28 protein-coding genes are annotated in these 24,310 nt (G+C 36.4%); 13 read left to right on the forward strand and 15 right to left on the reverse strand.

Annotation, left to right across the window (positions count from 1 at the left end; all coding sequences use genetic code 11):
- The first annotated feature begins 4 nt into the window (after positions 1-4).
- The gene (locus PXG98_RS14950) at positions 5-325 is read left to right on the forward strand and encodes a hypothetical protein (protein WP_276392402.1); all 321 of its coding nucleotides are present in this window, start codon (positions 5-7) and stop codon (positions 323-325) included.
- Here the strand turns inward: PXG98_RS14950 and PXG98_RS14955 are convergent.
- From PXG98_RS14955 to PXG98_RS14965, 3 genes are all read right to left on the reverse strand, one after another.
- Positions 322-843 (reverse strand): DinB family protein, encoded by a 522-nt coding sequence (locus PXG98_RS14955; RefSeq protein ID WP_276392404.1) that lies wholly within the window; start codon positions 841-843, stop codon positions 322-324. The two genes, PXG98_RS14950 and PXG98_RS14955, sit on opposite strands and share 4 nt — an antisense overlap.
- A 54-nt stretch (positions 844-897) precedes the next feature.
- A complete protein-coding gene (locus tag PXG98_RS14960; protein ID WP_276392407.1) occupies positions 898-1,377 on the reverse strand; it encodes an Lrp/AsnC family transcriptional regulator in 480 nt (159 codons plus the stop codon).
- Between the two features lie 106 nt (positions 1,378-1,483).
- A complete protein-coding gene (locus PXG98_RS14965; protein WP_276392409.1) occupies positions 1,484-2,587 on the reverse strand; it encodes a M14 family metallopeptidase in 1,104 nt (367 codons plus the stop codon).
- Positions 2,588-2,845: 258 nt separating this feature from the next.
- Between PXG98_RS14965 and PXG98_RS14970 the strand changes: the two genes are divergently transcribed.
- The 3 genes from PXG98_RS14970 to PXG98_RS14980 are packed head-to-tail and all read left to right on the forward strand — an operon-like array spanning position 2,846 to position 4,459.
- Positions 2,846-3,217: a helix-turn-helix transcriptional regulator gene (locus PXG98_RS14970; protein ID WP_276392411.1), complete on the forward strand. Its 372-nt coding sequence runs from the start codon at positions 2,846-2,848 to the stop codon at positions 3,215-3,217.
- Positions 3,218-3,273: 56 nt separating this feature from the next.
- The gene (locus tag PXG98_RS14975) at positions 3,274-3,648 is read left to right on the forward strand and encodes a DNA topoisomerase IV (RefSeq protein WP_276392414.1); all 375 of its coding nucleotides are present in this window, start codon (positions 3,274-3,276) and stop codon (positions 3,646-3,648) included.
- A gap of 1 nt (position 3,649) precedes the next feature.
- Entirely contained in the window at positions 3,650-4,459 is an 810-nt protein-coding gene (locus PXG98_RS14980; RefSeq protein WP_276392415.1) for a TerC family protein, read from the forward strand.
- A 49-nt stretch (positions 4,460-4,508) separates the two neighbouring features.
- Here PXG98_RS14980 and PXG98_RS14985 read toward each other — a convergent pair whose 3' ends face one another.
- The 4 genes from PXG98_RS14985 to ychF form a co-directional block, all read right to left on the reverse strand.
- On the reverse strand, positions 4,509-5,432 hold the full coding sequence (locus PXG98_RS14985) for a sterol desaturase family protein (protein WP_276392418.1): 924 nt from the start codon (positions 5,430-5,432) through the stop codon (positions 4,509-4,511).
- 105 nt (positions 5,433-5,537) lie between these two features.
- A complete protein-coding gene (locus PXG98_RS14990) occupies positions 5,538-8,216 on the reverse strand; it encodes a DNA gyrase/topoisomerase IV subunit A (RefSeq protein ID WP_276392421.1) in 2,679 nt (892 codons plus the stop codon).
- A 28-nt stretch (positions 8,217-8,244) separates the two neighbouring features.
- On the reverse strand, positions 8,245-10,098 hold the full coding sequence (locus tag PXG98_RS14995; RefSeq protein WP_276392423.1) for a DNA topoisomerase IV subunit B: 1,854 nt from the start codon (positions 10,096-10,098) through the stop codon (positions 8,245-8,247).
- 149 nt (positions 10,099-10,247) lie between these two features.
- Entirely contained in the window at positions 10,248-11,342 is a 1,095-nt protein-coding gene (ychF, locus tag PXG98_RS15000; protein ID WP_276392424.1) for a redox-regulated ATPase YchF, read from the reverse strand.
- A gap of 101 nt (positions 11,343-11,443) precedes the next feature.
- Here ychF and PXG98_RS15005 point away from each other — a divergent pair, with 101 nt between their 5' ends.
- Positions 11,444-12,226 carry an agmatinase family protein gene (locus tag PXG98_RS15005; protein WP_276392427.1) on the forward strand — a complete coding sequence of 261 codons (783 nt, stop codon included), beginning with the start codon at positions 11,444-11,446 and terminating at the stop codon, positions 12,224-12,226.
- 11 nt (positions 12,227-12,237) lie between these two features.
- Here the strand turns inward: PXG98_RS15005 and PXG98_RS15010 are convergent, their stop codons facing one another.
- Complete coding sequence (locus tag PXG98_RS15010) at positions 12,238-12,588, reverse strand: 4Fe-4S dicluster domain-containing protein (protein WP_276392430.1); 351 nt, start codon at positions 12,586-12,588, stop codon at positions 12,238-12,240.
- Between the two features lie 109 nt (positions 12,589-12,697).
- On the opposite strand from PXG98_RS15010, the gene PXG98_RS15015 reads away from it, so the two are divergent.
- The 3 genes from PXG98_RS15015 (at position 12,698) to PXG98_RS15025 (ending at position 15,874) form a co-directional block, all read left to right on the forward strand.
- On the forward strand, positions 12,698-13,762 hold the full coding sequence (locus PXG98_RS15015; protein WP_276392432.1) for an acyl-CoA reductase: 1,065 nt from the start codon (positions 12,698-12,700) through the stop codon (positions 13,760-13,762).
- Positions 13,763-13,829: 67 nt separating this feature from the next.
- The gene (gene serC / locus PXG98_RS15020) at positions 13,830-14,894 is read left to right on the forward strand and encodes a 3-phosphoserine/phosphohydroxythreonine transaminase (protein WP_276392434.1); all 1,065 of its coding nucleotides are present in this window, start codon (positions 13,830-13,832) and stop codon (positions 14,892-14,894) included.
- Between the two features lie 29 nt (positions 14,895-14,923).
- Complete coding sequence (locus PXG98_RS15025; protein WP_276392436.1) at positions 14,924-15,874, forward strand: D-2-hydroxyacid dehydrogenase; 951 nt, start codon at positions 14,924-14,926, stop codon at positions 15,872-15,874.
- Positions 15,875-15,905: 31 nt separating this feature from the next.
- Here the strand turns inward: PXG98_RS15025 and PXG98_RS15030 are convergent, their stop codons facing one another.
- Genes PXG98_RS15030 through PXG98_RS15045 form a run of 4 tightly spaced genes read right to left on the reverse strand, consistent with a single transcriptional unit; the run spans position 15,906 to position 18,779 of the window.
- Positions 15,906-16,556 carry a hypothetical protein gene (locus PXG98_RS15030; RefSeq protein WP_276392438.1) on the reverse strand — a complete coding sequence of 217 codons (651 nt, stop codon included), beginning with the start codon at positions 16,554-16,556 and terminating at the stop codon, positions 15,906-15,908.
- On the reverse strand, positions 16,553-17,389 hold the full coding sequence (locus PXG98_RS15035; RefSeq protein ID WP_276392440.1) for an ABC transporter permease: 837 nt from the start codon (positions 17,387-17,389) through the stop codon (positions 16,553-16,555). Before PXG98_RS15035 ends, PXG98_RS15030 begins: the two co-directional genes overlap by 4 nt.
- A complete protein-coding gene (locus tag PXG98_RS15040; RefSeq protein ID WP_276392442.1) occupies positions 17,386-18,240 on the reverse strand; it encodes an ABC transporter ATP-binding protein in 855 nt (284 codons plus the stop codon). Before PXG98_RS15040 ends, PXG98_RS15035 begins: the two co-directional genes overlap by 4 nt.
- A complete protein-coding gene (locus PXG98_RS15045; protein WP_276392445.1) occupies positions 18,237-18,779 on the reverse strand; it encodes a hypothetical protein in 543 nt (180 codons plus the stop codon). The genes PXG98_RS15040 and PXG98_RS15045 overlap by 4 nt, the downstream gene beginning before the upstream one ends.
- 204 nt (positions 18,780-18,983) lie before the next feature.
- Between PXG98_RS15045 and PXG98_RS15050 the strand changes: the two genes are divergently transcribed.
- Genes PXG98_RS15050 through PXG98_RS15060 form a run of 3 tightly spaced genes read left to right on the forward strand, consistent with a single transcriptional unit; the run spans position 18,984 to position 20,508 of the window.
- Positions 18,984-19,616: a DUF937 domain-containing protein gene (locus tag PXG98_RS15050; protein WP_276392448.1), complete on the forward strand. Its 633-nt coding sequence runs from the start codon at positions 18,984-18,986 to the stop codon at positions 19,614-19,616.
- 60 nt (positions 19,617-19,676) lie between these two features.
- The gene (locus PXG98_RS15055; protein ID WP_276392451.1) at positions 19,677-20,156 is read left to right on the forward strand and encodes a DUF6146 family protein; all 480 of its coding nucleotides are present in this window, start codon (positions 19,677-19,679) and stop codon (positions 20,154-20,156) included.
- Positions 20,157-20,187: 31 nt separating this feature from the next.
- Entirely contained in the window at positions 20,188-20,508 is a 321-nt protein-coding gene (locus PXG98_RS15060) for a DUF6787 family protein (RefSeq protein ID WP_276392453.1), read from the forward strand.
- 75 nt (positions 20,509-20,583) lie between these two features.
- On the opposite strand, the gene PXG98_RS15065 is transcribed toward PXG98_RS15060, so the two are convergent.
- On the reverse strand, positions 20,584-20,856 hold the full coding sequence (locus PXG98_RS15065; protein ID WP_276392456.1) for a hypothetical protein: 273 nt from the start codon (positions 20,854-20,856) through the stop codon (positions 20,584-20,586).
- 41 nt (positions 20,857-20,897) lie between these two features.
- Complete coding sequence (gene folE / locus PXG98_RS15070; RefSeq protein ID WP_276392459.1) at positions 20,898-21,497, reverse strand: GTP cyclohydrolase I FolE; 600 nt, start codon at positions 21,495-21,497, stop codon at positions 20,898-20,900.
- A 185-nt stretch (positions 21,498-21,682) separates the two neighbouring features.
- Here folE and PXG98_RS15075 point away from each other — a divergent pair, with 185 nt between their 5' ends.
- Positions 21,683-22,345 (forward strand): ABC transporter ATP-binding protein, encoded by a 663-nt coding sequence (locus tag PXG98_RS15075; RefSeq protein ID WP_276392461.1) that lies wholly within the window; start codon positions 21,683-21,685, stop codon positions 22,343-22,345.
- 19 nt (positions 22,346-22,364) lie between these two features.
- A complete protein-coding gene (locus PXG98_RS15080) occupies positions 22,365-23,129 on the forward strand; it encodes a TIGR02757 family protein (RefSeq protein WP_276392463.1) in 765 nt (254 codons plus the stop codon).
- On the opposite strand, the gene PXG98_RS15085 is transcribed toward PXG98_RS15080, so the two are convergent.
- Positions 23,126-24,220, reverse strand: coding sequence for a Gfo/Idh/MocA family protein (locus tag PXG98_RS15085; protein ID WP_276392466.1), 1,095 nt, complete (start codon positions 24,218-24,220; stop codon positions 23,126-23,128). The two genes, PXG98_RS15080 and PXG98_RS15085, sit on opposite strands and share 4 nt — an antisense overlap.
- Positions 24,221-24,310: the final 90 nt, after the last annotated feature.

Below are 24,310 nucleotides of genomic sequence, written 5' to 3' on the forward strand. Positions count from 1 at the left end.
TAAAATGAAAAGAGTTTTAATAGATTACAAAAAACTTGCAAGACCACTGGCGAGTCGCTTAATTGAATCGTATCCCGATGGATATGGAGACGATGACATCATTTCCTTTATGAACTCCAAAGGACAATTAATTGAAGCTGTTGAATTAAGAACTGAAGACACGTTATTTCTAGTTAAGATAAGCAAGAGTTTAGCCACTTTTATGGCGAATTTTGATGAAGAGTTTGAGAAAGAATTAGCGCCAGAAAATGCAACTCATGTAAATTCTATGAAGATGGCTACACAACTGAAGAGGGAAGAACGACCGCAAACAGAGCTAGATTAAGTGTTTAGATACTTTGCTCTTATTACGTTTCGATGATGTTTTTGGTGCCCGCAGCAAATAAAACCCAAAGCACCAACGCTCATCGGCGAATTACTTGCAATACCTTTTCTTTTTAATTGACTCTCGTTGAATGAGAGGAAAAGACTAATGGTAGACTGCCGTACAGCTCGATATGCTTTTATGATATCCTCCTTGCTCCATGTGTTTGCCATAGATGTCTCCACATAAGCATCCTGATCAAAACCAGGTAATTTAGTTGTGTCATTACGGGCAAATCTCAAGGCTCTGTATTGAAAAACTCTTTCGGCATCTATTATATGGAGTAAAACTTCAGCAATTGTCCATTTCCCTTCCGTATATGCATAATGTAGTTTCTCGTCAGCTATACTTTCTATAAATTGAGGAAAATTATCAAGTTGCTTTATCAGCAACTCATTTAAAGAGTTGGTACCCAATACTTCAATATAGGGGCCGTAGTACTCATGGTAATCACTTTTCAATAATTCATTCGATTTCATCAAAAAGACTTTTGCTGGTTATACTTCTCCCGGTTCTTGGTACCGAAGAACCCTCTATAATTCATTAAAAATTCTATGCATCAATCTCTTTTTATCATTGATGCTCTCTTCTAAGGAAATCATGGTCTCAGTTCTGCTAATACCTTCAATATCATCAATTTTAAAGATAATATTCTTTGCATGATTCGTATCCTTTGCTCTTATCTTACAAAAGATATTAAATTTACCGGTGGTGATATGGGCCACCGTTACATTGGGGATTTGATTTAGCCGCTCAAGAACAAATTTAGTCTGATGTGTTTTTTCCAGAAAAATTCCTACATAGGCAATAAAAGCATAACCAAGTTTTACATAGTCCAGAGTTAAAGACGAGCCTCTAATAATACCGGATTCTTCCATTTTTTTTACTCTAACATGGACTGTACCCGCAGAGATTAGCAATTTTTTTGCAATATCTGTAAAGGGTGTTCTTGTATTATCGATCAACATATCTAGTATCTGATGATCTATTTCGTCCAATTTAATTTTACCCATTTTTTAATAATTTTTTTGCTAAAGTATAAAATTAAAGAACTTAATGTAATAAATGTTATTATTTTCTGAGTTATATGTAATATTAAGCGGTATTTTCGTTATAAATCTAAAAAAGTATTTTACCCAATTCCTTGTTGTTTTTTAGGTTTTCTAAGTCGCTAAGAAGCAGACAATCAAATTCCGAATGTCCATAATACTCAGATAGATTTCCTTCTTCTGCGATGTACGGCTTAAATTGAATGCTATTGTTCACCAAGATTTCTTTGTAGAGAATACCCAAATCACCAGACAATTCTGGATTTAATACAGAGACACTTTTAATCAAGATATCAAAATATAATTTTTTGTTTTCGGGTATTTGAAAATAAGCCTCCGTACTGGCCTTTTCAATTTTATTCGTAATTAATGCCTCCATGGCAAGAACTAAAGCATAGTATACTAATCGTCGGGTTTTTTCCCTTTGATAGTCTTCAGGGTAATGACCAGCCTCAAATAATAAAGTTGGTGTACCTAGGCTTTGGAAAGTATCCCCAACACAATTAAGATTATAAGCATCGTCATATCTCCCAATTCTATGTGGAATCAAGTCAGAAATCCCTTGCTCTATGCATGTAATAAGCCTCATACTCCTATCTCTTGATTCGTTCAGGTCACATGCTTTATTAAAAGCAGGGGTCAAAAACGAGAGTGTTGCAGGATATTTCGTCTCTCCAGCAGAAAAAATGGTTCTTTGGTCGTGCATATTAAAACAAAAGTGAGGCTTAAACTCTTCATAAGCCTTTCGTAAAACTTTTGATTCTGGCTGACTAAGATTTTGTGCGTCTCTATTCAAATCGATTCCCGTTGCATTAAACCGAGTATACCTTTCCGCTCCGTCAGGATTCAAAATTGGTATTATTAGAAAGTTGATTCTTTTTAAATAGTCTTTAGACTTAATGTCGGTACTTTTTAATAAACTAATAAAATCAAATACCGCCTTTGTCGTTGTAGATTCATTTCCATGCATCTGTGACCATATAAGAATTTTTATGCTTCCTGTACCAAAGGAAAATCCGTAAATACTTTTATTCTCTATGGAAGAGCCCAATAATATTGCCTCATTTGAAAGCCCCTTTCTTTCTATAAAAAGCTCCAAGTCACTATTGGTGATATACCTTCCAAAAATATCCGAATCTTTGTAATAGGAAATTCTTTGATCTATTGACTCCATATGCAACAACTAAATATATACAAATGTAGCCCCATTTATTTTTACAATAATAACTTATATTGTTACTTTTGTAAACACAATACAGAACGATTTTGGAGAAATTTGAGGCCTTAATTAGACAATTGTAAATAAATATAATTTATAAACTTTATATTATTGTGAATCAATATTTTATATAGTTTTATGCAAACTAATACTTTATTTTATTTTGTTCGAAATATAGGTGTTTTTATATTTTTGAATTGATTTTTGATTACAATGGTAAACACAGAAGCTTTTATACTCAGACTTGAAATAATTCTTGAACACTACCAACTAACTGCCTCAGCCTTTGCAGACAAAATAGGAGTTCAAAGGTCCTCTATCTCACATCTTTTGGCAGGAAGAAACAAACCTAGTTTAGAATTTGTTTTAAAAGTTGTAAAGTCCTTTCCAGAAGTAAATTTGTATTGGCTCCTAAACGGGAAGGGGAAATTTCCACAGGAAACTAAAAACTCTTTAGCCGATAAACCAATTTATCACAAGCTAACCGATAAAACGGTACCGACTAAAAAGGTTGAGAAAATTGTTATTTTCTATACTGATGGTAGCTTTAAAGTATACGACAAGGAATACAATTCTATAGCATAAAATATAAAATACCTTATACGGTTATTTTTGTTCGGCTATTTCAGTATTTTGCAAGTATGAAAAAAACCCTCTACTCTCTTTTTATATTTTTTATTCTCCTTGGTTGCTATGAACCCACTAGAGAATGTGAAAAGTTTAAAAATGGCACCTTTACATTCACCACTTCCTTAAACAAGGAAGAAGTCAGCACCACCTTCACCCGAATAGACTCCATAGAAATAGACCGTTTCAACAATCAAACAGATACTTCCTCCGTTCGATGGCTAAATAATTGTGAGTATGTCATAAAAAAGATAAGACCAAAAAATAAGGCCGAAGAAAAGTCGATACATGTTAAAATTATTAGTACTACAGATAGTTCTTATACGTTTTCATACGGTCTTGTTGGGGAAACTAAAAAATCTAAAGGAACCGCTTTTAAAATAAAATAAAATGTTTGAAATACTCAGCAGCCCAGATGCATGGGTGGCACTTTTAACCTTGACATTTTTAGAAATAGTATTAGGAATAGATAATATTGTTTTTATATCAATTACCGCGAATAAACTTCCTGCAAAAGATCAAAAAAGGGCCACGAATATAGGTCTCTTACTGGCCATGGTTCAGAGAATTATATTGCTCTTCGCCGTTTCCTTTTTAATTGGATTAAAGGAACCCTTTTTCTATGTAGAACAAAGCTGGATAAGCATTGGTATTAGTGGACAGGCTATTATACTTTTTGTTGGAGGGCTTTTCTTATTGTACAAAAGTACGTCCGAAATTCATGAGAAAGTTGAAATGCCTGGTCATGAGGAAAGAGCTTTAATCGAAAAAAAAATTACCAGCTTTTCAAAGGCTATCACTCAAATTGTTCTTATCGACTTTATTTTTTCTATTGATTCTATTTTAACCGCTGTGGGAATGACAAATGGAATAGGAAATAAACCCATGGACGCTTTGGTCTTGATGATAATTGCCGTAGTCATTTCTATTATAATTATGATGATTTTTGCTAATCCTATAAGGGTGTTTATCAATAAGCACCCGTCAATGCAATTATTAGCCCTCTCCTTTTTAATATTAATTGGGTTTATGTTAATCGCAGAAGCGGCTCATTTAAGTGAGGCCAAAGTGTTTAATCAACAGATTGGAGCTATCCCAAAAGGGTACTTGTATTTTGCTATTGCCTTTTCGCTATTGGTAGAATTTTTGAATCTCAAAATGCGCAAAAATACTGTAGAAGCCAAGGTGTCAGAAAAGTAGTAAAAACCGATAACACCCCTATTCTTTAATTCATGGCCCCTTAAAGCAATTATTCTAAAGTCGCTTCAAGCCTTTGTTGCTGCTGTTTTACTGTTAAAGTACTGCCGTCATGACTCCAGCCTGGAGGACCAAAAATATACATGAATGCATGGGATAGTTTTTTAGACTTTTTTACATCTTTCCAAATATCCTTGTATTCATGAGTAAGAATTACCAGTGGATTATACGAATTAGGAGAATGAATTACTCCATATTGAATTCTAATGTCGTCGTCCAATTCTTTCCAAGTTCCAAATACCTTGTCGAATATATTTAGAATACCACCATGGTTTTTGTCTAAATATTCAATATTTTGAGAATGGTGTACCTGATGCATTGTATGGGTATTAAAGATTTTTTCTAGAAATCCCATTTTAGGAATGTAAACGGAATGCAACTGAAATTGCCACATAATTTCTATTCCGATACAAACAATGACCATCTCCGGAGGAAAACCAATAGCTGGCATCCACATATAAAAAAAAGGCTTATGGAATATAGTAAACCATCCATTTCGTACCGCTGTACCTAGATTAAAATTATTAGACGAGTGATGTACTATATGACCTGCCCAAAATAATCTTATTTCATGATTGGCCCTATGGAAGCAATAGTATGTAAAATCATCGGCCAACATACAGAACACCCAAACATACCAGGCATACCCAAAAGATTCGTAACCCAACAAATTAGTTCGAACACCGTCTGTCATGGGATTAAAAAACTCGTAAGACACTTCAAAAAGTGCAATTGCAAAAATTATTTTAAAAAAGGGGCCTATTATAGCTGCTCCAACACCCATTGCTCCACTAGCGAGAAAATCTTTCCAGTTATATAAATTATTGTCGCCGTGTGTTCGGCTGTATAAAATCTCAAGTATTATTAAAATAAAAAAACATGGAACACCATATATTAAAGGGTTAGTAAAATCCATAAATCTAATCTCGTATTTTTTAGTTGTCGCAGGTTTTGGTGTTACTAACCAAGCAATTTTTTTTTAACAATATTGCTCTAAATGCAATACATAAACACCAATTAATTAAAACAGTGTGGTTTGCCCGGGCTCATCGTCTCCATTATTTTCCTTCTTTGAAGGAAGTTTGGGAGGTGCTGAGGCATTACTCTCATTTTGAACCACTTCATTATTGGCAAGAACATCTTCTTGATCTATTACTTCTATGTCCTTTGGCTCATGGACTACAGGAGGACTGAAAGGTAAGGATTCCAAAGTGTTTATTTCAAGAATTTTTTCTTTACTTAACTGATTACCCATAGCTGTAATCCCTTTTATGGAAATAAACTCTTCTATATTTACTTCTAAATTGTCTTTTCTTGCCACACCTCGCTTTTTTGCAAATACTATTTCAGCCATTGGCCGATAATCTACAAACACCTTTTCCAGATACGACTTAGGGTGATCTGTAACAATACTCTCCTCCTTTTCTGGGTTTTCCACTAAAAACCGCTTTAAATAAAACAGCTCCTTCTCTCCTTCCCAATAAATAACAGAAATTGGCTTGTTTGGAATCCACTTTTCCAACACTATCATATTATCACTAAAGCGCAAAGTTAATTCTGGAATCACCGTTTTTAAATAGCCCTTCTGATCTATTATAAGCAGTCTGTCTTCGCTTGTAAATTCTCCCAAAAAACTTCCTCTTTCATCTACATTCAGTCTTTGAACTGTTTCATCAAACCACAACTTACGCGGCTTGAGAGTAGACAGACCTTTTTCCTTGAGCTCTATTCGCTTAACCGCATACTTCGTAACTATATTTCCCTTAGAAGCCCTTCCTTTAATCATTACGTCAGCAAAATCAAGATCCCACTTTAGTTTTTTAATGGTTCCTACCTGCCTTAAATTAACAGTGACAACCTCAGCCTCTCCATTTGGGTTAGCAGAAAAGTAACTCACATCTGAGCCACTTTTACCAGTAGTTAGGTCGTATGTCTTGTCGCGAGTAATACTAGTTACAAAAAAACGTTTAACATAGCTAGAACCCCCGCGCCCGTCCTTATAAATCATGTTGTAAGTGGTTCGTTTATCTTTTTTCTTAAAGACCGCAACATGAATTATGTTTTTTCCTATAAAAATCTTGGAACCAACTTTAGTAACCATCATCTGACCACTTTTTGTAAAGACGATAATATCGTCAATATCACTACAATCTGTCACATACTCGTCTTTTCGCAAAGAAGTACCAATAAACCCTTCTTCCCGATTAACATAAAGCTTGGTGTTTCGTATAACCACCTTCGTAGCCTCTATATCATCAAAGATTCTAATTTCAGATTTGCGCTTCCTATCCTTCCCAAATTTATCTTTTAAATGCTTAAAATAGTCAATCGCATATTCAATCAGATTATCCAAATGATGCTGGGTCTGGGCTATTTTTTCTTCCAGACCTTCAATAAAATGCTGTGCCTTATCAATATCGAATTTTGATATTCTTTTAATTCGTATCTCGGTTAATCTTACGATATCATCTACTGTCACTTCTCGTTTAAGATCCTTAGTAAAAGGTTTCAAGCCTTTGTCTATAGCCTTTATAACACCTTCCCATGTGCTTTCCTCCTCAATGTCTCTATAGATTCTATTTTCAATAAATATTCGTTCCAGAGATGCAAAATGCCATTGTTCTTCCAGTTCTGCCAACTGAATTTCCAGTTCTTCCCGTAACATATCTACCGTATGCTGGGTAGAACGTTCTAACATCTCTGTTACGCCAATAAACAATGGCTTATTATCCTCTATTATACATCCAAGGGGAGAAATCGAGGACTCACATGAAGTAAAGGCGTATAGGGCGTCTATGGTTTTATCTGGCGATATTCCACTTGGCAGGTGAATTAATATCTCCACCTCGGCAGCAGTGTTATCCTCAATGCGCTTTATTTTAATTTTGCCTTTATCGTTAGCCTTAAGAATTGAATCGATCAATGAAGAAGTATTGGTTGCATAAGGAATCTCACTAATCACAAGAGTGTTCTTATTTAGCTGTGAGATTCGCGCACGCACCCTTATTTTGCCACCTCTTAGGCCGTCGTTGTAATTGGTAACATCTATTATCCCGCTGGTGGGAAAGTCGGGAAACAACTTAAAACGTTGTCCTTTTAGGTGCTTTATTGAAGCATCTATTATTTCGTTAAAATTGTGTGGCAGAATTTTAGTAGAAAGACCTACGGCTATACCTTCTGCTCCCTGTGCTAACAGAAGAGGAAACTTTACTGGCAAATTTACAGGTTCTTTTTTTCGTCCATCATAAGATGCCTGCCACTCGGTTATTTTAGGGCTAAAAACAACTTCCAAAGCAAACTTAGACAACCTTGCTTCTATATATCGCGAAGCTGCAGCTCGGTCACCGGTTAATATATTCCCCCAGTTTCCCTGGGTATCTATTAATAAGTCTTTTTGACCTATTTGAACCATGGCATCTGCTATACTCGCATCCCCGTGAGGGTGATACTGCATTGTATGCCCAACTACATTGGCTACCTTATTATATCGACCGTCGTCTAACTCCTTAAGTGCATGCATTATTCTACGTTGCACTGGCTTAAAACCATCTTCAATAGCAGGTACAGCTCTTTCTAAGATTACATAAGAAGCATAGTCCAGAAACCAATCCTTGTACATCCCAGTAACTCTCGTAAGGGCCACCTGATTGTTAGAAGACTCCTTTTCTATTCCTTCGTTTACATCATCATTATCCTGCATAAAATACACATAATATTATAACTTTCAATCAATTGTCTTCTATTAAGTCGATTTCTACTTTAAGGTTTTGAATAATAAATTCCTGTCTATCAGGTGTATTCTTCCCCATATAAAACTTTAGTAGTTCTTCTATGGAAAGAGCTTTGTCTAACATAATCGGCTCAAGTCTAATATCGTCTCCAATAAAATTTTGAAATTCATCTGGTGAGATCTCTCCTAAACCTTTAAACCTTGTTATCTCAGGCTTCCCTGTAAGCTCCTCAATGGCATCCCGTTTTTCCTCATCGCTATAACAGTAAAAGGTTTTCTTTTTATTTCTTACTCTAAAAAGTGGTGTTTGTAATATATACAGATGATTTTCTTTAATAAGCTCCGGGAAAAATTGCAGAAAAAAGGTAATGAGTAAAAGTCTAATATGCATGCCATCTACATCAGCATCCGTGGCGATTACGATATTGTTATATCTCAAATCTTCTATAGACTCTTCAATGTTTAGGGCAGCCTGCAGTAAATTAAACTCTTCATTTTCGTATACGATCTTTTTAGACATGCCATAAGAATTTAAGGGTTTTCCCCTTAAACTAAAAACTGCCTGTGTGTTTACGTCTCGCGATTTAGTAATAGACCCAGAGGCAGAATCTCCTTCGGTTATAAATAATGTGGATTCCAGGCGACGGTCATTTTTCATGTCCGCCAAATGAATTCTACAATCCCTTAATTTCTTATTATGAAGACTTGCTTTTTTAGCCCTTTCTCTGGCGAGCTTTCTAATTCCAGACAACTCTTTTCGCTCTTTTTCCGCCTGAACGATTTTTCTTTGAATTTTCTCAGCTGTTTCTGGATGTTTATGAAGGTAATTATCTAAATACCTCCCAATAAAATCGTTGATATAAGTTCTTACGGTTGGCAAAGAACCTCCCATGTCTGTAGATCCCAGTTTAGTCTTGGTCTGACTTTCAAAAACAGGTTCCATCACTTTTATTGAAATAGCTGAAATAATAGATTTGCGGATATCCGAAGCATCATACGTCTTTCCGTAAAAATCGCGAATTGTCCTTACGATTGCCTCCCTAAATGCTGCCTGATGTGTGCCTCCCTGTGTTGTATGCTGTCCGTTTACAAAGGAATGGTATTCTTCACTATATTGGGTCTTACTATGCGTTATTGCTACTTCTATGTCATCGCCTTTCAGGTGAATTATGGGATATAGTAAGTCATCAACACTATTATTATCTTCTAATAGATCCTTCAGACCATTTTCAGAAAAGTACTTTTCGCCATTAAAAACTATGGTCAAACCCGGATTTAGGTAGACATAGTTTTTAAGCATTCTTTCTATATATTCATTCCTGTATTTATACTTTTTAAAAATTGTTTCATCAGGAATAAAAGTAATTTTGGTTCCTCTTCTTCTAGATGTTTCTTCCAATAATTCTTCTTTGGTTAGCTCGCCTGTAGCAAACTCAGCAGATTTAGACTTACCGTCTCTGGTAGATTCTACTCTAAAAAAAGTGGACAACGCATTTACCGCTTTGGTTCCAACGCCGTTTAACCCTACTGATTTCTTAAAAGCTCTAGTGTCGTATTTCCCGCCGGTATTCATCTTCGAGACAACATCTACCACCTTCCCCAGGGGAATACCCCGACCGTAATCTCTCACGGACACCTTCTCGCCCTGTACAGATATCTCAATGGTTTTTCCTGCACCCATGACGAATTCGTCTATGCAGTTATCAATAGTTTCTTTGAGAAGAATGTAAATTCCATCGTCAGCGGAAGAACCGTCTCCAAGCTTCCCAATATACATTCCCGGCCGTAATCTAATATGCTCTTTCCAGTCTAAAGAACGAATATTATCTTCTGTATATTGAGACTTTGCCATATGTTTTGGGGTTTCCTACGCTAATATAAAATTATAGGGCAGAAAACAAAATGGACACTATAGAAAGTAATTAACAATAAAGAGGTATTTATTGTTGATAGATTTCTGGGATGGGCTTTGGGTAATCTATGGAAACTTACTAATTCGCCTTAGACATTAAATCGAAAATGCATTACATCGCCGTCCTTTACAATGTAATCCTTGCCTTCAACTCTCATTTTACCTGCCTCTTTTACTTTTGCCTCACTGCCAAATTTAACAAAATCGGCATATGCAATTACTTCGGCACGAATAAATCCTTTTTCAAAATCCGTATGTATTACACCGGCGGCCTGTGGTGCCGTTGCACCTACTTTTGTAGTCCAAGCCCTAACTTCTTTAACTCCGGCCGTAAAATAGGTCTGTAGATCTAACAAACTGTAGGCTGCTCTAATCATCTTGGCAGAACCTGCTTCTGTTAACCCTAAGTCCTCAAGAAACATTTGCCGCTCCTCATAGGTATCCAATTCAGTAATGTCTGCCTCCGTCCCTACCGCTAACACCAGAACCTGCGCTTCTTCTTTCTTTGTGGCCTGTTTAACTTGTTCAACATAGTCGTTGCCATTAACGGCAGAATTTTCGTCTACATTACAGATATACAGAACTGGTTTATCTGTGATAAACTGTAAAGGCTTAATAAACTCTGAATGATGGTCTTCATCCATTTCAATTGCTCTCACAGACAAACCCTCTTCTAAACCTTGCTTTACTTTTTGAAGAACTTCCACTTCTTTTTGTGCCTCCTTATTTCCAGTTCTCGCCGCTCTCGCAACTTTATCTAACTTCTTATCTAGAGTTTCCAGGTCTTTGAGCTGAAGTTCCATATCAATAGTCTCTTTATCCCTAATTGGGTCTACAGAACCATCTACATGCACTACATTATCATTGTCAAAACATCTCAAAACGTGCAATATCGCGTCCGTTTCTCTTATATTTCCAAGAAACTGATTTCCCAGCCCCTCCCCTTTGCTGGCTCCTTTTACTAAGCCTGCAATATCTACTATCTCTACGGTTGCTGGTATTACTTTCTCAGGCACAACTAGCTCCTCTAATTTCTCTAGACGTGGGTCTGGTACGTTTACTACACCTATATTAGGCTCTATGGTGCAAAATGGAAAATTGGCGCTCTGTGCTTTTGCGTTGGACAAACAATTGAAAAGGGTTGACTTTCCAACATTGGGTAATCCGACAATACCTGCTTTCATTCTATTTCAGTTTAAGGTCTTATACTAGAAAAGGCCTCTAGATTAAATTGGATGCAAATATAGTTTTTACCTGTATATTTAACACCTATTTATAGCTGTATATGAAGAAAATATGTTTACAAGGTTTTGCTTATGACAAGCAATCTTCTTTTTTGAAGGGCTGCGCGCTGGCACCACCATTAATCCGAAAATTCTACAACAGTGATTCTTCCAATCTTTACGCCGAAAATGGCATAGAAATAAGTCCTGATTTAGTAGATGACAAGGGAGATTTTGCTATAAACACCTACTTTGATATTGAAGATATTTCGACTAGGAATTTAACTAAAGGGGTCCCTTTGATTTCCTTAGGAGGAGACCATTCTATTACCTATCCGGTTTTAAAGGCCTTCAAAAAGATCTATGGCCCAATTAATATCATTCATTTAGACGCACATGCAGATTTATATGATCAATTTGAGGGAGAAAAGTATTCGCATGCCTGTACTTTTTCAAGAATTATGGAAGATGAAATTGGACTAAATCTATTTCAAATTGGCGTAAGAACTTTAAATAAGGAACAATTGACAGCACGTAAAAAATTTGACGTAAAATCGGCTGCAATAGACCATTGGGAACTGATAAACGAAGAATTAAATGGCTTGCCAAGCTATATATCCCTAGATATCGATGTCTTAGACCCCGCCTTTGCTCCTGGAGTATCACACCACGAGCCAGGAGGTGTGTCTACAAGAGAAGTACTTCGTTTTATTCAGAACCTTAAGGGACCATTGTTAGGAGCAGATCTAGTAGAATTCAATCCTACAAGAGATAGCAATGGAATCACTGGAATGTTATGTGGGAAATTATTTAAGGAGTTGGCATCAAAAATGGTATCTCAATAGCCCGAGCTTAGTTACTCTGGATGCATGAAACGCTGTTTGCCTAACAATTCTTCCTCCGCTTCCACATGGTCTTCATCGGGGACACAGCAATCTACAGGGCAAACAGCAGCGCACTGTGGCTCTTCATGAAAACCCATACACTCGGTACACTTATCTGGTGCTATATAATACACTTCATCACTAATAGGTTCCTGAACTTCTTCTGCATTAACCTCAGTGCCATTGGGCAAAACAACATCGCCCTTGAGAGAAGTACCATCACTGTATCGCCATTCATCCGCTCCCTCGTATATTGCGGTATTGGGACATTCTGGTTCACAGGCTCCGCAATTTATGCACTCATCGGTAATTATTATTGCCATAATTCTCTTTTTCTTTTAATTAACAATTATTAGGAAAGAGTTGTTTCCAACTAATGTCATACCTACTTTTGCACAAAGGTAAATCCTAAATGACTTATCTACAAATATAATGGTCAAACTAGAAAGCCGAATAAAAGCTTTTGTTAAACTTGGAGACCTCCTTAGGCAATTCTTTGCCTTTAAAAAGGATTCTCCAGAATTTAACAACATTAATACTCCTGAGATAGCTGCCTTGGAAAAAGCGATCTACTTAGCTGGCCAAAAAAATACTTGGTTTACTGAAGAGCAAGTGCTGTATTCGCTCAATTCTTGGGGGGATTTACTTACGGAAGCAAAACTAAAACAATGGCTGTCGGATTATGACATTGAATCAAACAAAGCAATCAGTGTAGCCCTAATTATGGCCGGAAACATACCGCTAGTAGGGTTTCATGACTTCCTGTCTACCCTACTCACCGGAAACAAGGCGATTGTTAAGCTATCTTCTCAAGACACTGTTTTACTGCCAACCATAGCCGATTATTTAATTCAGGTAGAGCCAGAACTTGGTTTACAGATAGATTTTGTAAAAGACAGATTATTGAATTATGACGCTGTTATTGCTACTGGCAGTAATAATACCTCCAGATATTTTGAACATTACTTTGGTAAGAAACCAAATATAATCAGACGTAATCGGAATTCTGTAGCCATATTATCAGGTAAGGAAAGTGATTCTGATTTAGCCCTACTGGGAGAAGATATATTTCGATATTATGGTTTGGGTTGTAGAAACGTATCAAAGCTTTACGTTCCCAAGGGCTATGTATTTAATCAATTCTTCGAAAATATTGAACCCTATGCCTATTTAAAAAACCAACATAAATACGTAAATAACTATGACTATAATAAGGCGGTTTATCTTATGAGTGAATTTCCATTTTTAGACAATGGTTTCTTTATCTTAAAAGAAGATGAGGCTTACGCCTCCCCTATTGCCGTAGCATTTTATGAATACTATGAAGACTTTGAATTATTAGTTGAAAAACTTAATAACCAGCAGGATCAGCTGCAATGCGTACTTAGCATGAACTCCAAGGATAAATACCTGCCTTTTGGCAGTGCCCAGCTTCCTAGTTTAAAAGACTACGCCGATGGTATCGATACTGTTGAATTCTTGTTAAAAACATCCTAGAAATATTTTACAGATCGTAGGTTACTTTGCTTATTATTTATGACCTTTAGCTCGCAAAAAACTAAAAATGAAAAAACATAATTTTAGTGCAGGTCCCTGCATTCTGCCTCAAGAGGTAATGAAAAAAGCTTCAGAAGCTATTATTGAATTGGATGGAATTGGACTTTCTTTGATAGAAATATCTCATCGCTCAAAGGAGTTTGTAGAAATTATGGAATCTGCTAGATCGTTAGCTCTTGAACTTCTGGGCTTGGAAGGTAAAGGATATAAAGCACTTTATTTACAAGGCGGGGCTAGCCTGGAATTTTTAATGGTGGCCTATAACCTTCTAGAGAATAAGGCAGGATATATAAATACAGGTACCTGGAGCTCTAAGGCAATTAAAGAAGCAAAATTGTTAGGAGATATAGTGGAAATAGCTTCCTCCAAGGATAAGAACTTCAATTATATTCCAAAAGGATTCGTTGTACCTAATGAATTAGACTTTCTACACCTAACGAGTAATAACACGATTTTTGGAACCCAAATAAAAGAATTCCCTACTACCTCAGTTCCGCTTGTATGCGACATGAGTTCCGACATTTTTTCCCGACAGTTAGACTTTTCGAAATTCGACCTAATTTATGCAGGAGCACAGAAAAATATGGGCCCTGCAGGAACTACCCTCGTGGTTGTAAAGGAAGATTTATTAGGAGAAGTTACACGACAAATCCCTTCTATGTTAGACTATCAGGTCCATATCAGTAAAGATAGTATGTTCAATACCCCGGCTGTTTTTGCAGTCTATGTTTCCATGCTAACCCTACAATGGTTAAAAGATTTAGGCGGAATAGCAGCCATAGAAGAAATTAATGACAAAAAAGCAAATCTGATATATTCTGAAATTGATCTCAACCCCTTATTCACAGGTTATGCGAAGAAAGAGGATAGGTCTTCAATGAACGCAACGTTTAATTTAACCGACAATGCCTTAAAAGAAACTTTTGACAATATGTGGAAGGATGCGGGAATAAGTGGCCTTAATGGGCATAGATCTGTAGGAGGATACAGAGCTTCCATGTACAATGCGCTACCATTAGATAGTGTTGGTGTTTTAGTAGACATTATGAGCGATCTAGAAAGAAAAGGATAATTCAAAACTTAAATAAGAACTAAACTATTATGAAAATTCTTGCAAACGATGGAATCTCCTTAAAAGGCCAAGAAGCACTTACTAGTGCTGGTTTTGAAGTAATTACTGTTACCGTAGCCCAAGAACAACTCATCGATTTTATCAATAATAATGAGATAGCAGGTCTTTTGGTGAGAAGTGCAACGAAGGTGAGAAAAGATATAATAGATAATTGCCCATCTCTTAAGTTAATAGGCAGAGGTGGTGTTGGCATGGACAATATCGATGTAGCATATGCCAAAGAGAAAGGCTTGCATGTAATAAATACTCCTGCGGCCTCTTCTGAATCTGTGGCAGAGTTGGTTTTTGCACACCTATACGGTGGCGTAAGGTTCTTATACGACTCTAATAGAAATATGCCCTTGGAAGGCGAAAGGAATTTTAAGAAATTAAAGAAGAGCTACGCAAAGGGCATTGAGTTAAGAGGTAAAACACTAGGAGTAATAGGTTTTGGTAGAATTGGACAAGCCACGGCCAAGATTGCTTTGGGTGTAGGAATGCAAGTTGTTTTTTATGACCCCTTTATTGATACAGCTAAAATATCCCTCGATTTCTATGATAATCAGAAAGTAGTGTTCAACCTAGATGGTATTTCCAAGGAAGAATTATTAAAAGTATCAGACTTTATTAGTTTGCACGTACCCGCACAAAAGGACTATGTAATTGGAAGTAGTGAATTTGCATTAATGAAAGAAGGAGTAGGCATTATAAATGCGGCCAGAGGGGGCGTCATCGATGAGGTAGCTCTTATTGAAAGTATAGAAAAAGGAAAAGTAGCCTTTGCAGGATTAGACACTTTTGAATCCGAACCAAATCCGGAAATTAAAATCTTAATGCACCCAAATATTTCTCTTACCCCACATATTGGAGCTGCTACGGCGGAAGCGCAAGACAGAATTGGGCTGGAATTGGCAGACCAAATTAAATCTTTACTGAAATAGGAAAGTATATTTAATATTAAAAGACCATTATTTAAGGCACAATAACCATCTGTTCTAGGCGCAGTAAGATTCTACCTGTTTTAGCCCCATCCTCCTTCATTGCTTCTTTGTCTACCTCGGTTTCTTTTCCTAAAAATTGTAAGGGAATTTTAATATTGCTCACCTCGAATAAAACTTCTATAAGAGAAGGTAAAATCGTTTTGGCATTAGAATAGCTTAATAGTGAAGTATATACCCCTTCTTTCTTTGTACTTACCTGAAGTTTAATAATCCGACTAGTATTTTGGTCTAAATGAATGGTAGCAATGGAAAAATCAGCTTTTTCAGACGTAGGAATGATGTTTAAAACTTTACACAGTACTCCTTCTGTGTTTTCAAGTCCTCTTTGTACTGTAATAAACGGGTATTTAAATATATCTTCCATCGTAAGATCTAAACCTCTTTTTGGCAACATAATGAAGTCTTTTGAACTTATTTTACTGCCTTTGCCTCTTTGATAAGAAACTTTCCCATGTTTTGTAGGCATATTGATAAAGCTTATATCTACGTCCATTACTATATCAGCCGTAAAAGATTCTATGGAATCTAAACGACCTCTAACATTGGCCAAATCCTGATCTATTTGTTGTCCATAAGAATTGAAGAAAGTAAACCAGCTAATTATAAGAAAAGAATATTTCATGGCAGCAAGTCTCTTTTTTTAAATACAATAATTCCGGCAATTGAAACGAATACACAATACAAAAAAAGAACAGACATGTTAATATAAATTTTTTCGTAAGGAATCTCATAGTAGAAGTAATATTGCCAACTGTCAATCAATTTGGAATAGAAAAACCTATTTAAAATGGAGTTATCGAAATCAATTTTTAACAATAGGTTGGTACATACCAAAAATATGGCAGAAACGATCCAAGTTTTGGTAGCATCCTTAAATAATACCGCAAAGGTTAAACTCACCAGCGAAAAAAACAACATGGAAAGTGTTCCGACAGCAAAAGCAGAAGCTAAACGCCAAAATGCTTCTTCTGTTGGATAAAAGTTCAGACCATTTAAGTAGACTACCAAATCTCCCTTGCCAAACACAAGGTAGGATATCCCAAAAGTGCTTATTGCCAATAGAAAGACAACCAGAAGCGTAAATAAACTAGAAACCAAATATTTACTTCCAATAAATTTAGTTTTGCTCACTGGCTGAAGGAGTACCGCCTCAATGGTTCTGTCTTTGTATTCTGAAGTCAGAAATCCAGAAACTATTATCATAAGGATTAAAGGAATATGGAACCATAAAGAATTTAATATCATGTAAATAATAAGGTTACCATTTAATAAGTCACCCTTAAATTCAAAAGTATCCTTAAGGTTTGCTAACAATAGATCAATTATTTCGGTTCCTTGGTAATAAGCGCTCACTAAAACAAATCCTTCAATAATAAAAATAGCGACAAGCGCATAAAGCGTTTTACTCTGTCTAAGTATTTTAAATAATTCAACCCTAATTACTCCCTTCATCATGTCTTGTCTTCAAATAAAACTTTCAAATCCGATTGTGGTACACAGGCTGTAATTCTAGTACCTCTGTTAATAAGAGTCTCTAATAGCCCCGTTATTTCCTTTCGACTAATTTGCACCAAATATCCGCCTTGAATTTTTATCGGATGCATTGCAGCTAGTTCACGCATGTCTGGGAAATTTTCTCCTACCAGCTTATAAGATGAAACACTAGAATTATATATTTCCCCAGAGAATCCCGATTTAATTATTCTTCCCTTGCTAAGTACGTATAGTGTATCGCATAAATCCGCTAGTTCACCTACAATATGAGAAGAAATTAACACCGTTATTTTATTTTCCCTACTCAACTTCTTAATCAGATTATGAAAACTATAAATCCCCATAGGATCCAAGCCAGAGAAGGGCTCATCTAAAACCAGGCAATCTGGATTATTTAGTAAAGCCACTGCCAAACCCAGTCTTTGTTTCATCCCTAAAGAATAGTTCTTAACAGCGTCCTTTCGGTCTGGTGAAAGCCCCACCTCTTGCATCAACTCATTAAACGTTTTTGCTGATACTTTTATACCCTGAATTTCTGAAAACACCTTTATATTTTCCCTAGCATTAAGGTATTCATACAAAGCCGGTTTCTCAATTATTCCTCCAATTGGCTTAGGGCTAGAAGATTGAATTTCTACGGATCCAGAATCTTGCTTTATGAGACCTAGTATAATTCTAAAAAGTGTTGATTTCCCTGCGCCGTTAGCCCCAATAAGTCCACATATTTCTCCCTGCTGACAAATTAAATCCACCTCGCTAAGAGCAGCGAGAGTACCATAAGACTTTGAAATTTTAGAGGCATTAAAAATCATATTGCATGGGCTAGACTCATGCTTCTGAAGTTGTATTTTGGCGTATAGGATTTTTCCAAAAAAGTCCTTTCCCAAAAATAATTACGAAATAAAAACCATGGGTCTTTAGTCATAAAATAGGGAATATAATGATACCATTTAACTCCTTTTTTCTTGTAAAACGCTACTATCTCATCTTTATATCCCAGTTCGTCGGCGGCAACAATAGCAGCATTTCTCTGGCATTTAGATCCAGCATACATCTCGGCAACCCTAGTGCTAAAACCATGATCAAAAAAAAGATCCTTGGCCCTTTTATAATTTTGAAACCTAGACCATCCATCCATTATTACCAAAAATATATGAACAAATGAAAACATAAAACAGCTCATCCAAAAAGCCATAACTAAAAGAGAGCTTTTTTGAATCGAGGCCTCAAACTGTACCCAGTAAAACCATGACTCTAGAACAAATAGTATCAGGGACCAATGAAGTAATTGACCTACTCGAAAATAGGAGGCTATTAGGTGTGGCTGTTTTGGTATTTTATTGTTTTCCATAATTCTGCATAATCCATTAACTCTAACAGCGTGGCAATTGTATAATTTTTTGTCAAAATAAGACAATTTTTAGAAAAAGCCTTACAATTACTACAAAACTAGACGAGTACCTTATTAAACCTAAAAGCATAAAGCACTTAAACCATAGGAAATCAATTAAATTGAGCAAACTTTTGTAACTTACTAAATCTTAAAAAATCAATTATGGAAGGATTATTAGACTTACTAAATAGCCCTATGGGCAAACAATTAATAAGTGGTGTATCACAGCAAACGGGAGAGCCCGAAAATAAATCAGCCGATGTTTTAGCAATGGCAATGCCTCTGTTGGTTGGGGCCATGAAACAAAATGCGGCGTCACCAGAGGGTGCAGCAAGTTTAATGAACGCCCTTTCCTCTAAACACGACGGAAGCGCCTTAGACAATCTCGAGGGTTTTTTTGGTGGGGGTGTAGACAGCTCAGTTTTAGAAGACGGTGCCGGAATATTAGGTCATGTTTTTGGACAAAAACAAACAAATGTAGAAAATACATTAGGAGCCAAATCTGGAATGGATCCTTCCACCATTTCCAGCATATTAAAGATAGCAGCACCTTTAGTAATGGCCTACTTAGGCAAGCAGGCTTCCGCTAACAAGGTAAGTGATCAGAACGGGATGGATTCTCTTTTAGGTAACATGATGGGTGGTGAATCTTCACAAACCCAAAGTATTCTAACCAGTTTGTTAGATGCCGATGGTGATGGAAGCATGATAGATGATGTAGCGGGGATGGTTATGGACAGCTCAAAGAAAAAAGGAGGCTTAGGCGGCTTGCTGGGAGGCTTATTTGGCAAATAATTTAAATCCAATCTATATAACGTGCTTGGTAATAAAGACAAAAATCTCAAATACAAAGCAATGTTGAAAAGTAGAAAACCAACAATTAGACAAAGTTTTTTTTTAGGAATAGCAGCAGTATTTTTTTTAGTTTTACCTAATTCCTGTAATTCAACGGAAAAGGCACTAAATATTTCCGAAGACGAAAAAGCCGTTTTTAATGAAAAAAGTAGCGATACACTAACTATAAAAAATGATAGTGTAGAGTACGAAATTACTATAATTGAACTGGGTTTTGTTACATGGCTTAAGAGTGTAGCCAAACCTCCCGGCTATTACACACAGTCTTATCTAGAGAACAGAAATCAGATATACGTAACCACCTGGAACCAAAGAGTACTGGAACCCGCACGCTTTGATCCAAATTTGTATGAGTTACAAATTAATTACAATCCGCAAATTGATTATGGCTATGATGTAAACTATCAATTGTATAACTACTTCATCTTTTTTCAACGAAAATACAATCAACGCCTAGGACCGTTTGCTCCGAATATTTAAATGAATATCTTTGCTCGCGTTAAAAAAACCTATGAAGAGTCTTAAAAAGCGCTGGGGAATACATTCCAATTTGCAACTAATAGTTATACTTATTGTCTTTTCAATTACTGGTTCGGCAGCTGTATATGTAGCTAAACCATTTTTAAATTGGATTGGATTTGAAAGAGAAAGTTTCCAAGACGAATGGTGGAGTGGTTGGATATATTGGACCTTAAGAATATTACTTGTTTTCCCTTTCTATCAGATACTCTTAGTATTCTTTGGATGGCTTTTTGGACAGTTTAAATTTTTCTGGAATTTTGAAAAGAAAATGCTGTCTAGGCTCGGATTGGGCTTTTTATTTGAAAAATAGTTTGGAAATATTATACTAAATCATAAAATATTAATAATAAGAATTTTGTGTAGTCCAAATTAAAGTTATTGTTCACTATTCTTTTCCTTTAAACACATAGGTGTAGATCCACATTAATGTAAAAGAAGGAACCAAGTCGATCCCGGGCAACAATTCTTCCACAAAAGCAATTACACCGGCAACCTTACCTGCTTTTCCCTTATACATCTTTGTCATAAGCCAGGCAGCCATCGGTGCCCATAACATATCCGAAAATTCTCCGATTCCAGGCAAGATAAATGACAACATTCCGATCCCATCAAAAAGCAATCCCCAAAGTAGGTCCTTATATTTTTTTTCTTTTAGCATAGGTTATTAGCCAATATTACAAATCTTCATACAATTGTCTTTTATGAAAGTCGTGAGCTAATTAATTTTAAAAACTCGTTACGCGTCTCTTCTCTGTGGAAACTACCTCTAAATCCTGAAGTAGTGGTTACCGAATTTTGTTTTTGCACACCCCGCATCATCATACACATATGAGATGCTTCAATAACAACAGCAACCCCCTGAGGTTCTAAAGTTTCGTTAATGCAATCTAGAATTTGTTCGGTTAGTCTCTCCTGCACCTGAAGTCGCCTGGCAAACACATCCACAATCCGCGGTAATTTACTTAGGCCAACTATCCTTCCATTGGGGATATAAGCAATGTGCGCCTTACCAAAAAATGGTAACATATGATGTTCACACAGGGAATACAACTCAATATCTTTGACAATTACCATTTCGTTATAGGTCTCTTCGAACATAGCACTTTTAAGTATGGTCGCCGCATCTTGTTTGTACCCCTGCGTTAAAAAAAGCATGGCTTTCGCAGCCCTTTCAGGTGTTTTAAGAAGTCCTTCTCTCTTAGTCTCCTCCCCGATCTCCTCTATTATCGACAAATACCGTTCTTTTATCTCATTAGTAATTTGAATATTGTATTCTTCTAAATTCGCATAGGACGACATAGCCATTTGTTTTACCGTATAATTATTTTCGAATTTAAGGGATTACTGCTAAAAATACTTGAAATAGTGTTTTTTTCTATCATTAGAATAGACTTAACACCGCAAAAGAATTTTCAAACTAGCATAAGCCAAGAATTTTGAAGTATTCTTAGTTATGTTTACTTTCACCTCCAAATTAAAAAAGAATGATTAGCGCTAAAAATATTAAAAAGTCTTTTGGAGATCTCAAGGTATTAAAAGGCGTTGATTTAGAAATTGCCGCAGGAGAGATTGTTTCTATTGTGGGGCCATCCGGAGCTGGCAAAACAACCTTATTACAAATTCTAGGTACTTTAGACACCCAATCCAATAAGAAGGACAGCTCCCTAAACATAAACGATATTACTATTACGGGCTTAAAAGAAAAGGGACTAGCCAGTTTTCGAAATAATCATATTGGGTTTATATTTCAATTTCATCAATTATTGCCAGAATTTACAGCCTTGGAGAATGTATGTATCCCCGCATATATAAAAAATACACAAAAAACAACGGCAGAAAAGAGGGCTAAAGAACTATTAGATTTTTTAGGCCTCTCAGAACGCTACCATCATAAACCAAATGAATTGTCCGGAGGAGAGCAACAGCGAGTTGCAGTAGCTAGAGCTCTTATTAACAATCCATCTGTTATACTTGCGGATGAACCCAGTGGAAATTTGGATTCTGAAAGTGCAGATAAGTTGCATCATTTGTTTTTCGACCTTAGAAAACAATTTGGTCAAACCTTTGTTATTGTAACACATAATGATGAATTGGCAAATATGGCAGACCGAAAGCTAACCATGGTAGACGGCCTAATTGTTAATTAGACCACCAAGAACAAGTCTTTTGAAAAAAACGGAATTAAAAGATTTTTTAGATTCTAAAGTGGAAAAGTACAATAGTCCATTTTTCATAGATAGCGATCCTATTCAGATTCCACATGACTATCAAAAAAAAGAGGATATTGAGATTAGTGCCTTTCTCACGGCGACCATAGCTTGGGGTAATAGAATTAGTATTATTAAGAATGCCCGACGCTTAATGGAGCTGGTAGAGGAATCCCCCTATGACTTTATCCTAAATCATCAAGAGAAAGACTTAGAAAGGTTCAACCATTTTGTACATCGTACTTTTAATGGTGAGGATGCGGTATATTTTATCCAAGCCTTAAAGAATATTTATTTATATCATAATGGATTAGAATCAATTTTTAGCAAACACGTTGAAGGTAAATCTACCCAACCTGCCATTACTTCATTAAAAAAGGTCTTCTTTGAACTAAGTCACCCAAAACGGACTACCAAACATATTTCCGATCCATCCAAAGGATCTGCAGCAAAAAGAATAAATATGTTTTTAAGGTGGATGGTTAGATCATCGGCTACAAATGTAGATTTCGGGATATGGGAACATATCTCGCCCAGCGTTCTATCCTGTCCATTAGACGTGCATTCAGGAAATGTTGCACGTAAACTAGGTCTACTGAAAAGAAAACAAAATGATGCCAAAGCAGTACAGGAATTAGACAAAGCGCTAAGGAAACTAGATTCTTCAGATCCTGTTAAATATGATTTTGCATTGTTTGGATTGGGTGTATTTGAAAAATTTTAAAGACCCATATTCCCTAGGTCAAGTGGTATTTTCGCACCACCATTGGCAATGGATCTATAAATGGCCTCCACAATAATCATATCTCTTTTACCCATTTCGCCCGGGGCAACATTTGGGGTCCCCAATAAAACATGTTTTGCAAAATCATCCATCTGGAGTTGCTGCTGGCTCTCTTGTTTAAACTCTATTCGGCCTTTACTTGTTCTGCCAGCTAAAGGAATATAGGTACTTGCAGGGTCTAATTCAAACCAACCCTTGTCACAAGATCCAAATAGCCTGTTGGCGCTGACATTATGAGAAGTCATGATATTTGCAAAAGCACCACTTTCAAATTCAAACTGCGCCGTAATCGTCTCATCTGTTTCTTTAAAATATTCTGGTAGGGTGCTGAATTCCTGGGCCGTAACGGAGATCGGATTTTCACCCGTTCCATAAATGGCACTTTGGATAGCATAGACACCCATATTCATCAATGCCCCCCCTCCAGAGAGTTTAACATTAAGTCTCCATTGATCCGGATTTGTGGTAGACCTATATGCCGCCTCAGACCCTATATAATTTATTTTACCAAACTCCTTACTGCTTACTATTCGCTTAATCTCCTTTGTATAAGGCTCTGAGTGCAGGCGATATCCAATGCCAAGTTTTACCTTGGCCTTATTACAGGCCGTAATTATTGCATCACATTCTTCCACGTTCATGGCCATTGGCTTTTCACAAATAACGTGTTTACCGGCTCTGGCTGCTCTTATAGAAAAATCGGCATGCATGGCGTTGGGCAATACCACATAGACTATGTCTATAGATTTATTGGAAACAATTTCATCAAAATTATCATAATTATAAATATTCTCAGAAGGTAAATTGTATTTGTCCTGCCATATTTTCTCTTTCTCAGCTGTTCCTGTAACAATGCCAGCCAGAAAGCAGTGCTCTGTATCCTCTAAGGCTGGTGCCAATTGATACGTGCTATAGCTGCCTAATCCCACCAAAGCAACTCCAAGTTTTTTGGAATTGTTCTGATTGGCGCCTAGAACACAGGAAAGGGGCAAACCACTTAAAACAGCAGAACCTATTAGCCCTTTTGACATTGTTTTATTAAAATTCCGTCTACTAAATAAATCCATAAGTGTCTCTTGAGAGTATTAAATAATGTGTTTCCTAAATATAAGAAACTAAAT

The sequence above is a fragment of the Eudoraea chungangensis genome (assembly GCF_029360665.1).
Lineage (GTDB): Bacteria > Bacteroidota > Bacteroidia > Flavobacteriales > Flavobacteriaceae > Eudoraea > Eudoraea chungangensis.